The organism is Pseudoalteromonas piratica (assembly GCF_000788395.1).
Lineage (GTDB): Bacteria > Pseudomonadota > Gammaproteobacteria > Enterobacterales > Alteromonadaceae > Pseudoalteromonas > Pseudoalteromonas piratica.
In genome coordinates this window covers 583595-596938 of the sequence record NZ_CP009888.1, presented here as the reverse complement: position 1 = coordinate 596938, position 13344 = coordinate 583595, and the positions used below count along the sequence as shown (strand labels likewise).

General features: G+C 41.5%; 13 protein-coding genes. 8 read left to right on the top strand and 5 right to left on the bottom strand.

Annotation, left to right across the window (positions count from 1 at the left end; translation table 11 throughout):
- The first annotated feature begins 35 nt into the window (after positions 1-35).
- From OM33_RS02620 to OM33_RS02610, 3 genes are read left to right on the top strand one after another with little or no spacing between them, the layout of a single operon-like run.
- Complete coding sequence (locus tag OM33_RS02620) at positions 36-932, top strand: acyltransferase (protein ID WP_038638385.1); 897 nt, start codon at positions 36-38, stop codon at positions 930-932.
- Positions 926-1837: an acyltransferase gene (locus tag OM33_RS02615; RefSeq protein ID WP_038638382.1), complete on the top strand. Its 912-nt coding sequence runs from the start codon at positions 926-928 to the stop codon at positions 1835-1837. The genes OM33_RS02620 and OM33_RS02615 overlap by 7 nt, the downstream gene beginning before the upstream one ends.
- Before the next feature lie 14 nt (positions 1838-1851).
- Entirely contained in the window at positions 1852-3042 is a 1191-nt protein-coding gene (locus tag OM33_RS02610; protein ID WP_038638379.1) for a mechanosensitive ion channel family protein, read from the top strand.
- On the opposite strand, the gene OM33_RS02605 is transcribed toward OM33_RS02610, so the two are convergent.
- Together OM33_RS02605 and OM33_RS21940 are read right to left on the bottom strand one after the other, a co-directional pair.
- Complete coding sequence (locus OM33_RS02605) at positions 3032-3973, bottom strand: histidine kinase (RefSeq protein ID WP_038638376.1); 942 nt, start codon at positions 3971-3973, stop codon at positions 3032-3034. The two genes, OM33_RS02610 and OM33_RS02605, sit on opposite strands and share 11 nt — an antisense overlap.
- The gene (locus OM33_RS21940; protein ID WP_199922489.1) at positions 3966-5105 is read right to left on the bottom strand and encodes a sensor histidine kinase; all 1140 of its coding nucleotides are present in this window, start codon (positions 5103-5105) and stop codon (positions 3966-3968) included. The genes OM33_RS02605 and OM33_RS21940 overlap by 8 nt, the downstream gene beginning before the upstream one ends.
- Positions 5106-5457: 352 nt before the next feature.
- Here OM33_RS21940 and OM33_RS02595 point away from each other — a divergent pair, with 352 nt between their 5' ends.
- Together OM33_RS02595 and OM33_RS02590 are read left to right on the top strand one after the other, a co-directional pair.
- Positions 5458-6231, top strand: coding sequence for a substrate-binding periplasmic protein (locus OM33_RS02595; RefSeq protein ID WP_052140873.1), 774 nt, complete (start codon positions 5458-5460; stop codon positions 6229-6231).
- A gap of 72 nt (positions 6232-6303) precedes the next feature.
- Positions 6304-6945 (top strand): OmpA family protein, encoded by a 642-nt coding sequence (locus tag OM33_RS02590; protein WP_199922488.1) that lies wholly within the window; start codon positions 6304-6306, stop codon positions 6943-6945.
- A 41-nt stretch (positions 6946-6986) separates the two neighbouring features.
- Here the strand turns inward: OM33_RS02590 and OM33_RS02585 are convergent, their stop codons facing one another.
- Both OM33_RS02585 and OM33_RS02580 read right to left on the bottom strand, forming a co-directional pair.
- Entirely contained in the window at positions 6987-7334 is a 348-nt protein-coding gene (locus tag OM33_RS02585) for a rhodanese-like domain-containing protein (protein ID WP_038638373.1), read from the bottom strand.
- Positions 7335-7336: 2 nt separating this feature from the next.
- Positions 7337-7525, bottom strand: coding sequence for a YgaP family membrane protein (locus OM33_RS02580; RefSeq protein WP_038638370.1), 189 nt, complete (start codon positions 7523-7525; stop codon positions 7337-7339).
- Between the two features lie 135 nt (positions 7526-7660).
- Between OM33_RS02580 and OM33_RS02575 the strand changes: the two genes are divergently transcribed.
- Genes OM33_RS02575 through OM33_RS02565 form a run of 3 tightly spaced genes read left to right on the top strand, consistent with a single transcriptional unit; the run spans position 7661 to position 12334 of the window.
- Positions 7661-7966 (top strand): ArsR/SmtB family transcription factor, encoded by a 306-nt coding sequence (locus OM33_RS02575; protein ID WP_038642935.1) that lies wholly within the window; start codon positions 7661-7663, stop codon positions 7964-7966.
- A gap of 12 nt (positions 7967-7978) precedes the next feature.
- Positions 7979-11278 (top strand): efflux RND transporter permease subunit, encoded by a 3300-nt coding sequence (locus OM33_RS02570; protein WP_038638367.1) that lies wholly within the window; start codon positions 7979-7981, stop codon positions 11276-11278.
- Between the two features lie 3 nt (positions 11279-11281).
- The gene (locus OM33_RS02565) at positions 11282-12334 is read left to right on the top strand and encodes an efflux RND transporter periplasmic adaptor subunit (protein WP_038638364.1); all 1053 of its coding nucleotides are present in this window, start codon (positions 11282-11284) and stop codon (positions 12332-12334) included.
- Positions 12335-12360: 26 nt separating this feature from the next.
- Here the strand turns inward: OM33_RS02565 and OM33_RS02560 are convergent, their stop codons facing one another.
- Positions 12361-13236: a DMT family transporter gene (locus OM33_RS02560; protein ID WP_038638361.1), complete on the bottom strand. Its 876-nt coding sequence runs from the start codon at positions 13234-13236 to the stop codon at positions 12361-12363.
- Between the last annotated feature and the right edge of the window lie 108 nt (positions 13237-13344).

Here is a 13344-nt window from a genome sequence, read left to right as displayed (position 1 = left end):
TTGTTCATCGAATAAATCTGATAAGTGGTGTGATCTTGTATTATTTAAGAGCCCTAATTTCATTACTGTTTTACACAGTCAACACCTTGTTTTGGTTTGCCCCAATTTTTCTGGCTGGTGTTTTAAAGTTATTACCAATCAAACCATGGCAAGCAATGTGGAGCCTTGTTGCGAAATGGTGTGCAAGCCGTTGGGTTGGTACCAACAGCATAATTCAGTATATTTTTACACCGACAAAATTGGTTATTACAGGTAACCCAGAATTCACTTATAAAGACTGGTATTTGGTGGTGGCTAACCATCAATCTTGGGTCGATATACTTGTTATGCAGCGTGTATTGCATAAGAAAATCCCTTTCCTTAATTTCTTTCTTAAAAAAGAGCTGATCTATGTGCCATTTTTAGGTTTGGCATGGTGGGCGCTCGATTTCCCATTTATGAAACGAGCGAGTAAAAGCCAGCTAAAGAAAAACCCATCGCTGCGCACCAAAGATATGGAAACCACAAAGAAAGCCTGTGCCAAGTTTAAGCATGTACCGGTGAGTATTGTTAACTTTGTAGAAGGTACGCGTTTCACTAAAGACAAGCATATTCGTCAAAAAAGTCAGTTCGATAACTTATTAAAACCTAAAGCAGGCGGCGTTGCGTTTGTTATGGAAGCAATGGGTGAGCAACTGAATAAGCTCGTAGATGTCACAATTTGTTATCCGAAAGGTACACCTACTTTCTTTGACTACTTGGCAGGTAAAGTACCTGAAATCCGCGTACATATTGAAGTTAAGCCAGTGTCGTCAAACTGGGTTGGTAACTATTCAAATGACTCTGAATTCCGCGTGCAATTTCAAAATGAACTAAACGACTTATGGCAAGGTAAAGATCAGCAGTTGGCTAAGTTAAAGCATACTCAAGCAGCTGAGGAAGTATCATGCTAGCCAGATTTTTACCGGGTGTGTTGCTTGCGCCAATCGTGTTTACTGTGCTTGTAGGCAATGTCGTATTATGGGGCGCCATTGTCTTTTTGTTAGGACTATTAAAAATTGTTTTGCCGATTCAACTTATCCGTGATGTATTGCACCTTGCTTATAAAGGTTGGTGTAAGGGCAACTATTTCGGGGTCTGGCTTGCATGTGATAATTGGCAAGTTGATGTTGAAGGTGAGTTAGACGAGAGTGCTTGGTACTTACTGATTTCAAATCACCAGAGCTGGCTCGACATTATGGTATTGAGTGGTCTTGGCCGTTTGCCTGCGCCGAAATTCTTTTTAAAAGATGAGCTTAAGTGGGTGCCATTTGTTGGTGCTGGGGCATGGGCGATGGATATGCCATTTATGAAGCGCGTGAGTAAAGCCAAAGTGGCTAAAAACCCAAAACTAAAAGGTATGGATGTAGAGCGCACCAAACGTGCTTGTCGTCATTTCCGATTAAACCCAACAACCATTATTAATTTTGTTGAAGGCTCGCGATTTACTTCCGAAAAACATCAAAAACAGCGCAGCCCTTTTAAGCATTTGCTCAAGCCTAAAGCCGGTGGGATTGCGTTTGCGTTGGAAGTACTTGGTGAGAAGATGGATGGTTTGCTCAATACTAGCATTGTTTATCACGGTACCTCTGAAACGATTTGCAAGGATATGCTATTTGGTAAACTCAGCAAAATTCACGTCGATATCAAAGTTCAATCTATCTCGCCAGATTTACTTGGTAATTATCAGCATGATCGCGAGTTTAGAGTTGAGTTTCAGCAAAAATTGAATGATATTTGGCAGAACAAAGACGTACAAATCGCACTGATGCAAGAGAACTCTGAATTACCTAAGGTAACGCCAGCACACTCTAATTAATTAAAAGGATCTTTATGAGCAAAATAGAACAGCTATTAGCACCATGGTTATCTGAAACTTTCCCAACCGTGGTTTGGCTACCAAAAGCGCTTTCTATTTGCTCAGGCATATTATTGCTTGTCGTGCTTTATTTTGTTGCTAGGCACTTAATTTTACCGAGCTTTGAAAAGCTCGCTGTCTATATTTCCCCTCATCGTTTAGGGCAATTAAAGCCATTACTGACAAAATTAAATCGCCGACTCGCTGGTTTTATTTGTAGTGTGGCATTTCTATCAAGCTTTCACTATTTCTACCTTCCTGGTGAAGAGGGGGAGCTTTTTTACAGTACTGTAGGCCAAATTCTCGCGGTGATTTACAGCGGCTTCATTTTTAGTTCGATTATTAGTATCGCTGGGGCAGCTTATAACCAGCTCAGCTTTGCCAAAGATGTGCCCATTTTGGGCATTATTCAGGTGGTAAAACTGATTACCTTTATTGTGACCTCGATTTTAGTTGTTAGTGTCTTATTGGATAAATCACCTGCTTATATATTGTCAGGCTTTGGTGCACTTGCTGCGATGCTATTGTTAGTCTTTAAAGACACGATATTGGGGTTTGTTGCAAGTATTCAGATCGCGGCAAATCGCTTGGTTGCGGATGGTGATTGGATTCAGCTTGATCAATATGGTGCCGATGGTGAAATTGAAGAGCTTGGCCTCAACACTGTTAAAGTTCGAAATTGGGATAAAACCATTACCACAGTGCCAACTTATGCGCTTATTTCTCAGTCATTCAAGAATTGGCGAGGCATGCAGGAGTCAGGCGGGCGCAGAATAAAACGTGCAATTAATCTTGATTTAAACAGCATTTGCATTATTGATAATGAATTTATTGATGCGATTAAATCACATCACATTGTTGCGGATATTCTTTCTCAGCAGCAATTTGAAGAGGCGATAGATAAAAGTAATATCAGGCTTTTTCGTATTTATGCTGAAGAATATTTACGCCAACATCAGGCCCTAAACAAAGACTTAACACTGATGGTACGTGAATTAGCACCAACATCTGAAGGTTTACCTGTTGAGATTTATTGCTTTAGTAGCGACAAGCGATGGATCCCCTATGAGCATTTGCAGGCGGATCTGATTGACCATTTATTGGCAGTGCTGAGTGTATTTTCGTTGCGGCCATACCAAAGAGTAACAGGGCAACTTACACAATAATAGTGAGGTTTAGCCGCTTGTCTTGAAAGTTAATTTTGGCTTGCTGACTGGTAAAAAAGTCAATGTAATGGCCTTTGATACGCGAGATGATAAGCCTAGGCTGATAACTAAATCCTGATACTGAAATCGTACAAGCTTGTGCACTGAGCGATACATCGACATGAAGTGGCTGAGCGACTTTTAAGTTAAGCATATATAGCAGGTTGTATACCAACAGCGGTGGTATGGTGACTGATCGCAACTCCAGCTCTTCAGAGATTGAGAGCGTCAGATCGCCCGCATTGGCTAGACGCTGCATGTATTTGATGGCGTTCAACTCTTGTTTTAGCTCCACTAAATCTTGCTTTCCAGCTTGCAGCTTATAGCGTAATAGTTCAGCTAAGTCTGTGATTGATTCGCTCGCTGCATCGGTGTCTTTGTCCATTAGCGCTTCAATATTATCTAAGCACTGGTATAAGAACGCGGGTTGCACTTGCTGAGCAAGCATTTTAAGGGAGTGATGCTTAATACTTTTTTCAATGCTGGCCTTTTCACGGATTGCCTGAGCGCTGACGTAACCAATTGTCCAAACGAAGCTCAAAAATAAATTAAACTTTGTTAGTGATTTAACCAATTGTTGCCGCTCCGCAGCATCATCATACCAAAAATAACTGAGTAACATGCTCGGCAGATAAAGGATTGCCACTGTAATAATCACCGCACTGAGTACAACAAGGGCACGGTAAAAACGTTGTTTTTGCAACATGCGTTTAATAAAACGACGGGTTACTAAGTGCCATACTGAAACAAGCATAAGTGTATATAACAACCACTCGAGCGCGTGTTGCATAAGTTTCTCTGGCGCAAAAAAGGTAACTGCCACAAGCGGAAAGAGTAAAATCAGAGAAGTAATAATGCCTTGGGCAATGTAGTAATCATGCGACCTATTCACTGCTTTTATCCTTTTTAACTGGTATTTGCAGTTCAACGCTAAATTGATCTGTAGTGCGTTCGCAATTTATGGAAAAGTTATCGCGATATAACAATGCCAAACGCGCTTCTAAATTGGTTAAGCCAGTGCGAGTGCCATCAGCATGGCGGGCTGAGATATTAATTGGATTGCTGATCACAATACATAGCTTTTTGCCTTGCTGATTAACATCAATATTGATGCAACCACCTTGCGGCAATTGGCCAATACCATGTTTGATAGCATTCTCAATGAGGGTAAAGATACTCATACTGGGTACGAGTAAACTCTCACACTCTTTTGGTACTGAGATATTAAGATTAAGGCGCTCTTCAAAACGCACTTTTTCAAGTTGGAGGTAATGGCGGCAAAGCAGTAATTCTTGCTGTAACGCAATGCAGTGTTTTTTGTTATCAAAATGGTGTTTGAACAATTGACGAAACTCAAGCAAGAGTTTTTTGGCTTCATTCACATCCTCATAGAGCATTCCGCGAATACTATTTAATGAGTTAAACAAAAAGTGAGGATTCAGTTGGTACTGCAATACATCAAGCTGTTGTTGCTTCAGTTGTGTTTTTAGTTTGTGCTTATGCAAAATACCAAATGCTTGAAGGTAACACAGCATATACACACAATAAAAAAGGCTATGCAAAAAGCTTTCAACATAAAAGTATGCAGGCCCAAGAGGTTTGTCATACCCCTTCACATTGGTGGTTATGATAAGCGACACATAAGAATTGGTGTCACTACCATGCACATAATCAGGATCATCGACTTGTTTGGTACCGCCCTCAACTTTGAATAGAAAGCTGCCGGGAACAGATATTGTGTGCGTATAGGTTGCGCTTACAACACCAGCAAACACGCTGAGTACTAAGCCAGCTAAATAAGCCTTTTTGCCACTATTAAATCTTTGTTTAATGTATCTAAGGGGCAGATAAATACACAGTATTGGAAGAGCAATTATATGCACACTGTAGTGGGTAAGGCGTGCAACATTTACATCCTCAATACCTAAGGGACCAAATTGCCAAGAAATACTGATAAGAAGAATAAATGAAAAGAGTAGCAAGTTAATGCCAATCGCCAATTTATACTTTGCTATCCAATGCAAGGGTCACCTAGAGTTGAGGGAAAACTGATTGCAAAATATAGCTTTTCAGAAAAAATGGCAATAAATGTTTGAATAAGTAAATATTGCCATTGGTGTACTCGTGCTTTGTTACGTCTTGAGAGGTCTCTAAATCATTGTAATATTTGATTTTTACTTAGTGGTTGATTTAAAGTAAATACACTAATAAAAAGTATCATTTTGATGTGGTAACCCACTGTATATTAAAAAATTCTTACATTTGTGTATGAGAAATATCGTATTTTAGGTTTTTTTAGCTTACCTTTTTGGCTAGAATCAAACGGTATGCAACGCAGAACAAGGATTTTTTGCCACTCTGTAGTAAGGCAGAACTTTGAATTTTAAACACCTAATACATATCGTAATTTTCGCTACGTTATTGCTCGCACATTCTGTTAAAGCCAATGAGCGATTGGTTGTGGCTGTTGATCATGCACCTCCTTATAGCTACACCTTAGGTGAAACCCGACCTAGAGGTCTACTCATCGACATTATGATGCGTATCTCCAAGCAGCTAAATATTTCTTTGCAACTAACGCCTTGTCCTGTTTCTCGTTGTGTTCAACTCATTAAAGCGGGGCAGGCAGACATTGGTGGTGCTTTTATAAAAACGCCTGAGCGCGCGCGTGACATGGTATTTCTTGAGCCTGCTTATATGGTTTTGAGTTCGCCATTTGTCTTTTATGCGCAAACCGAGCTGGATATTACGGTCAATAATTATCAGGATTTATATGGTAAGCGCATTGGGGTTGTACGCGGGGCAGCTCATTTTGCGCGTTTCGACAATGATAAAGCGCTCAACAAAGTTGCTGTTCAAAGTGAACGAATCGCAATGGATTTACTGCTCAAAGGTCGTTTAGATGTTGTAATCGCCGTTGAGCAGACTGCAGATCATTCTTTAAGTGTATTAAACCAACCAACACACAGATTAAAAAAATTGAACTATCGCCACGATGAACCGATTCTTGGATTTGCCGTTGCGTCAAAACGTTCTGAAAATCAAAAGTTAATCAAGCAAGTACAAGAGTCACTGTGGTCTCTTGCTCAATCAGGTGAATTATCTCAACTGGTTGATTTGTATGATTTGCCGCCAGTTGTAGTGAATTAACTCTGCGATTCAGCGTTTATTCAGTCACATCAAATTACATTTTACAAAACTCCCAAGAAGAAAGATTAAACAATGAATTATTTGTTGCCACGTAAAGTATTAAACGTTTCTATTTTAGCTGCTGCACTTGCTGTTTCGGGGTGCGCCACGACTAATGCCGAAAAAGGTGCCATGATTGGTGCTGTTACCGGTGCGGTAATTGGTAAATCAACGTCAAATCATAAGAACAAGCGTGCGGTTATTGGTGCTGCAGTGGGTGCAATTGCAGGTGCTGCAATTGGCGATTATATGGATCGCCAAGAAGCTGAAATGCGCGAGCAATTATCTGGCTCTGGGGTTGAAGTGGTAAGGGAAGGTGACAACTTGCGTTTAGTGATGCCTTCTAATATTACGTTTGCAACAAACCAAGCATCTATTACGCCGCAGTTTCACGCGACCCTTAACTCCATTGCGAATGTGCTAAATCATTATGATAAGACTTATTTAAGTATAGAAGGGCACACTGACAGCAGTGGTAGCGAGAGCTATAACCAAACACTTTCAGAGCGTCGTGCGCGCAGTGTTCAACAATATTTAATTAACCAGTCGATTATGGGTGAGCGCTTATCGGTAACGGGCTATGGTGAGATGCGCCCGATAGCGAGCAATGAAACGGCTGCAGGTAAAGCGAAAAACCGCCGCGTTGAAGTGCAAATAGTGCCTAACCAAGCATAAATAAAGTAAAAAAGGCTTCCTGTTGGAAGCCTTTTTTGTTCCTAACAAAATGTTTCACAGACGGCATCTGCTTTACAGCTAATCACTGTTACCTGGTTATAGCCAACACGTTGCAATTGCTCAGCTGCCAAAGTGGCGCGACCACCAGTAGCGCAGTGAAGATAAATGGCACGGTCAGCGTCTTTTTCAATTTCGATCAGCTTCATTTCGAGTACACCGCGAGGAATATTAATCGCACCAACGGCACTTTTAATAGCATGTTCTGCAGGTTCGCGAACATCTATTAATAAACCATTATTTTGTGCCATTTCGGCTTTTGCTTGTGCTGAATTTACTTTTTTAACATTCTCTGAAGCGAGTTTAATAAGATCGGGTATGGTCTTTAGCATGCTTAATCCTCCAAGCCAAATTTACGTAGAATCGTGATCATAGGGCACCACTTGGTAAATGCTGATTGCAATAAGTTAAGCGCAATAAACAGCGTGAAAAACACCCAGTTTGGGTGCACAAAGTGCGTGAGAAGCAGCGATATAATAAGCATAATGCCGGCGATTAATCTGAGTGCGTCGTTAATCTTCATATGAAAAACCTAACTTAACGTGGAATGTGTTTTTAAATATATTAGAAAAATCTAAATTAGTAAATTCTAATATTAGACTTTTCTAATATAACAGCATATACTTTACTCAATTTTAAGAATATTGAATTGATGCTTATGATGTTAGATATGGACAAAATGCTTGAAAATGCGGCAGATGCTGAGCAGTTTTTAAAATTGATGGCAAATAAAAACCGCTTAATGATTTTATGTACTTTGAATCAAGGTGAATTAAGTGTCACTGAGCTCAATCAAATTATTCCATTAGCACAATCAGCCTTATCTCAACATTTAGCAAGCTTGCGCAAATCAAACTTAGTTGAAACACGCCGAGAAGCACAAACAATTTATTATCGTATTGTCGATCAGCGTGTCAGTGCTATGTTAAACGCTTTATACGAAATGTTTTGTCAGTCAGAGTAAAGGGCATTGAATATGAAGTTAACGCACCCCGTTGACCGCCTTGTTGCCAGTTCTTTAAAAGGCCGCATCCCGTTAGTTATTTTTATTTTTGCACTACTAAGTGGTTTATTGGCTTTGCAATTTACAGCTCGCGAAGAAGAGCCGCAAATTGTGGTACCTATGCTCGATATTCAGGTCGCAGTCCCCAATATCAATGCCAATCAAGTTGAACGACAAGTGACGATTCCGCTGGAAAAGTTATTAGCGCAAGTACCGGGTGTAGAACATGTATACTCCGTCACCCAAACCGGTGGTGCGATTGTGACACTGCGTTTTTATGTGGGGGAAGATCGGGAAAAAGCGATCTTAAACACTTATAACAAGCTTTACGCGAATCAACATACAATGCCAAGTATTGTGTCCAATTGGCAGATTAAACCAATTGAAGTTGATGATGTGGCTATTATGATGTTGGGGTTTTGGAGTGAAAAGCCTCAGCTTTATGATGACTATGCACTTCGTCGCATCGCACAAGAAGTCTCTACCCAATTACAAGCAATTGACGATACCTCTGAAGTGCGTGTTATTGGCGGGCGTCAACGCACTGTTCAAGTCTATTTAAACACCACCAACCTTGCCGCATTTAACACCACAGTGATGGATGTATACAATGCCCTAACTGTGTCTAATCAGCTTGCCGCAGTTGGCGTACAGGTGACAAATAATCAGTCAGTTGTTTTAGAAGTGGGCGATGTGTTCCGTCATAGTGAAGAGCTAAATCGTTTGGTTGTTAATGTGATCAACGGTAAACCTGTTTATTTATCAGATGTTGCCTCGATTCAAGATGGCCCTAGCGAGCCTTCAAGTTATCAATGGTATAGCGAAGTAGGTAAAAACAACGGTGATCACCCTATGGTGACAATTAGTGTTGCTAAACAAGCCGGCACGAATGCGGTGAGCCTTGCAAATCGTGTTTTAACAGAGGTTGAATCACTGAAAGGGCAGCTTATTCCTCAACATGTTAATGTTGCTGTACTGCGTGATTATGGTGAAACAGCCAATGAGAAAGTAAATAACCTTGTTTCATCTTTGGCGTTTGCGGTGTTTACCGTGGTGGTCTTTATTGGTGTGTTTTTAGGCTGGCGACCAGCCACTGTGGTTGGTTTGGCTGTGCCAATTTGTTATGGCTTAACACTTATCTTAGATATGGCATTTGGTTATACCATTAACCGTGTCACCTTATTCGCCTTAATTCTCTCGCTTGGCTTACTTGTTGATGACCCCATTACCGGCATCGATAACATCAAACGCTTTATGAGCAAAGGCAAAAATAAAGAAGGCCAAATTGTTGCTGCAATGAGCGAAATTCGCCCTGCATTGGTTATGTCGACAGTAACCATTGTGCTTGCTTTTGTGCCAATGGCGTTTATTACCGGCATGATGGGGCCATACATGGCACCGATGGCATTTAATGTACCTGTCAGTGTTATCGTTTCAACATTAGTTGCTTTATTTGTAACGCCTTGGCTTGCAAGCAAACTACTCAAAGACTCACCGACTAAGCTTAGAGCCAGTAAAAGTGGTAAGCTCTACCATAAAATTTTAACGCCTATTTTGGCGTCAAAATCGCGTGCCAAGATGGCACTGTGGCTTACTTTAGGGCTCTTTATAGTCAGTGCGCTCTTACCGGTATTTCGCAGTGTGCCACTTAAGTTATTACCATTTGACAACAAAAATGAAGTGCAAATCTTAATTGATTTGCCTGAATCAGCCAGTTTAGAACAAAGTGCGGCACTTTCTTCGGAAATTGCACAGCAGGTAAAGCGTGTTGCTGAAGTGCATGCCGTTGCAGTGTATGTTGGTGAGCCAAGTGCTATCGATTTTAATGGTATGGTGCGTCAATACTATATGCGTGATCGCGATAACTTAGCTGAAATTCGCGTGTTATTAGTTGATAAAACTGAGCGTGAACATCAGTCTCATGGTGTGGTGCTGCGTTTGCGTGAATTATTGGCGCCATTTAATAAAGACGGTGTAAATATCAAAGTCGTTGAGGTGCCGCCTGGCCCACCTGTATTGTCAACCTTAGTGGCAGAAGTGTACCGAAAGCCGTTTGTAGCATTAGAGCAACAGCAATTAGCCGCACGCCAAGTCGCAGCGCGATTAACCCGAGAACCGCACGTGGTTGAAGTTGATACGACACTGCAAGCAGAGCAACAAATTAATCGATTTGTGGTCGATAAAGAAAAAGCGGCACTGTCGGGCATTGCTACGGAAGATATTAAACGCACCTTAATGATTGCAGGTTTTGGCGTTGCTGCAGGGTCGGTAGCAAATGAATCGGAAGCAGAACCTCTGGCGATACAACTACGCATTCCTTATGCCACTCGTAACCAATTAAGTGAACTTGATAGCCTCTACATTCGTGGTCGCGAGGGTATCGCACAAACGGATTTAGGGCTAGGGTTAGAAGCCGCTCCCCAACCACTGGTTGCGCTCAGTGAATTGGGTGAATACCAAACATTAACGGTTGCACAACCTATTTTCCGCAAAGATTTACAATCGGTGATTTATGTCACCGCTGAATTAAATGGTAGAACGCCTGCAGAAGTGGTGGCAGATATAAATGCTGACCAACGTGAACATTTGGGCGATGAGCAAACCAATAATGTTGCTTGGCAAGAGCGCCACTACTTAAATAACGGTGGTGGTGATTTATGGTCAATTCCAAACGGCACATGGCTTACTTGGAGTGGTGAAGGTGAATTAAGAATAACCGCCCGGGTGTTTCGCGATATGGGTATCGCCTTTGCCTTTGCACTGACAGGTATCTTTTTTATTCTGCGCTTACAAACAGGGTCTTATGCACTGTCTGGCATTATTATGTCGGCAATCCCGTTAACCGTGATTGGTATTATGCCGGGCTTTTGGTTAATAAATCAGTTTGGTGAACGTGAAATCGCAGCGAGTCCCGAGCCGATTTTATTCACTGCAACGGCGATGATCGGCATGATTGCTCTTGCAGGCATAGTCGTGAGAAATTCACTTATTTTGGTTGAATTTATCAGTGCAGCTCGCGCGCAAGGTGAATCAATAAAACAAGCACTATTAATGGCAGGGAGTGTGCGAATGCGTCCTGTGTTATTGACGGCGGGTACCACACTACTGGGGAATTTGGTGATTATTCTTGATCCCGTTTTTAGTGGTTTAGCACTCGCCATCATTTTTGGCATTATTTCATCCACCTTATTTAGTTTGATTATTGTGCCCGCCGTTTACTATCTGGTTTTCGATGAGTCACAAAAAAGCGATCAAAAGCGTCAGGAGCAATAAATCATGACAAAACAAAAAGTATTAATTCCGATCATTGCTATTGTTAGTTTAATTGTAATGATCATTGCGATGGCCGGTGGCTTTGACGATAAAATTTCCCCGAATATCGCAGATGAACAAGCGAACAATTTAGAATCAATGACGCTTGAACCTTATCGCTATGTTGAAAAACTGTGGCTGCCAGCCAACCTTATTGCGAAACAAAATACCCAAGTGGCAAGTCGTATTTTAGCGAATGTGACATCAGTGAACGTAAGAGCTGGCGATATGGTACAAGCAGGCGATGTTATTGCCGAACTCGATAACCAAGACTTAAAGGCGCAAGTAAGACAAATTGCAGCGCAGGTTGAAGCCGTTTCAGCACAATTAACACAAGCGTCTTTGCAGTTAGAGCGCAATAAAACCTTACGCGAACAAGGGCTGATTTCGGTAAATGACCTAGACGCAGTGCAATCAACGTTTGATCAGCTACGCGCTACTAAACTCAGCTATGAACAACAACTTGATCAAGCGAAAGTGACGTTAACTTACAGTAAAATTGTTGCGCCAATTGCGGGTAAAGTGGTGGATCGTATGGTTGAACCGGGTGATTTAGTAAATCCTGGGCAAGCGGTTGTTGCGCTTTATAATCCAACCAGTATCCAAATAAGCAGCTTTATCCCTGAAAGCCAAGCAGTCAATTTAACGCTTGGCCAACAACTTCATGTAGAGCTCTCGTCACTTAATCAGATTCGGTCAGCCCGAGTAAGTGAAATTGTGCCGCTCGCTGATAGTGCGGCACGCAGTTTTGAAGTAAAGCTGGATTTAGCGGGCGATAATATTGATCTGACAGGGTTGATGCCGGGCATGTATGCAAAAGTGGGTATTGCTAGCGCGACACGCGAAGTGATTGCGATAGATGCCAAATATATCCAACATTTTGGTCAACTTGCGAAAGTATCTGTGCTTGAAAATGGCAATGTGAGTGAGCGTTTTGTTCGCTTAGGACAACCGATAGAGAATAACTTAGTAATTATCGTATCTGGTTTATCAGTTGGTGAACAGTTAGTGATCTAGGGCCGCCAAAAGCAGCCCGTTAAGCTCTACTGCCACATTACCAAAATCGCGGCAAAAGCAATTAAAATAAGACCGAGCAGTTCATTTTTGCTCGGTTTTTGTTTTAGCCAGAATATCGCAAGCAAAATAGTAAACAGGACTTCTATTTGTCCTAATGTTTTAACATAAGCAACATACTGAAGGCTCATTGCACTAAACCAGCCGATAGAACCAATACAGCTTGTCACACTAATGGCAAATGTTGTAGGAAAGTGCAGCTTTAATTTACTTAAAGTATGTTTTTCTTTGACTGTGATATGAATCAACAGGATCAGTGTTTGTATACTCAGCACCCACAATAGTACCCAAGCCGCACTGTGTGGAAAAGGTAAATTAAGGGCAATACTGGCCTCACGAACAGAAAGTGAGGTTAGCGCAAAGGCACTGCCGCAGCTCAGACCTATCAGGACCGTTTTCAGCTTAAACCCTTGGCTAAACTTTAGTCCACTCAGCACAAAAACAGCGAGAGCACCGATTAAAACACCAAACCAACCAAGCAGAGTCAGTTTACTGCCAAAGAGGAGCGCGCCCAAAATCGCAGCAACTAGCGCTTCACTTTTGGCAAGCCCTGCACCGATGGCGAAGTTTTGCTGCTTAAACAGTACAACCATCAGCGCTGTGGCTAAGATTTGCATGCCTGCAGCAACAGCCACATAGGTGTAAAACTGACTGTTGAATGTGGGAATTTCGACAGGTTTATATTGATATAATACGATGATATAAATGAGCGCAATGGGAGTGGCAAAAAGAAAACGCGCGAGCGTTACACCGAGTGTACTAACATGCTTACTCAATTTACTTTGCAAGCCATTACGAAAGGTTTGCATAAAGGCGGCAAGCACCGTAAAAAAGACCCAAAGCATACTGATACCTATGAATTTAAAAGCCCATCTTATCAGGAGGTAAAGGGTTATAGGTTACGGTTTGTTGAGTAGGTGAGAAAAATTCATTGAAAGTGCGACATTTTGTCA

Excerpts from the sequence above, each read along its gene's own strand:
- OM33_RS02615 (WP_038638382.1), top strand. The coding sequence starts at position 926 with ATGCTAGCCAGATTTTTACCGGGTGTGTTGCTTGCGCCAATCGTGTTT.
- OM33_RS02610 (WP_038638379.1), top strand. The coding sequence starts at position 1,852 with ATGAGCAAAATAGAACAGCTATTAGCACCATGGTTATCTGAAACTTTC.
- OM33_RS02590 (WP_199922488.1), top strand. The coding sequence starts at position 6,304 with ATGAATTATTTGTTGCCACGTAAAGTATTAAACGTTTCTATTTTAGCT.
- OM33_RS02585 (WP_038638373.1), bottom strand. The coding sequence starts at position 7,334 with ATGCTAAAGACCATACCCGATCTTATTAAACTCGCTTCAGAGAATGTT.
- OM33_RS02580 (WP_038638370.1), bottom strand. The coding sequence starts at position 7,525 with ATGAAGATTAACGACGCACTCAGATTAATCGCCGGCATTATGCTTATT.
- OM33_RS02575 (WP_038642935.1), top strand. The coding sequence starts at position 7,661 with ATGATGTTAGATATGGACAAAATGCTTGAAAATGCGGCAGATGCTGAG.
- OM33_RS02570 (WP_038638367.1), top strand. The coding sequence starts at position 7,979 with ATGAAGTTAACGCACCCCGTTGACCGCCTTGTTGCCAGTTCTTTAAAA.
- OM33_RS02565 (WP_038638364.1), top strand. The coding sequence starts at position 11,282 with ATGACAAAACAAAAAGTATTAATTCCGATCATTGCTATTGTTAGTTTA.
- OM33_RS02560 (WP_038638361.1), bottom strand. The coding sequence starts at position 13,236 with ATGCTTTGGGTCTTTTTTACGGTGCTTGCCGCCTTTATGCAAACCTTT.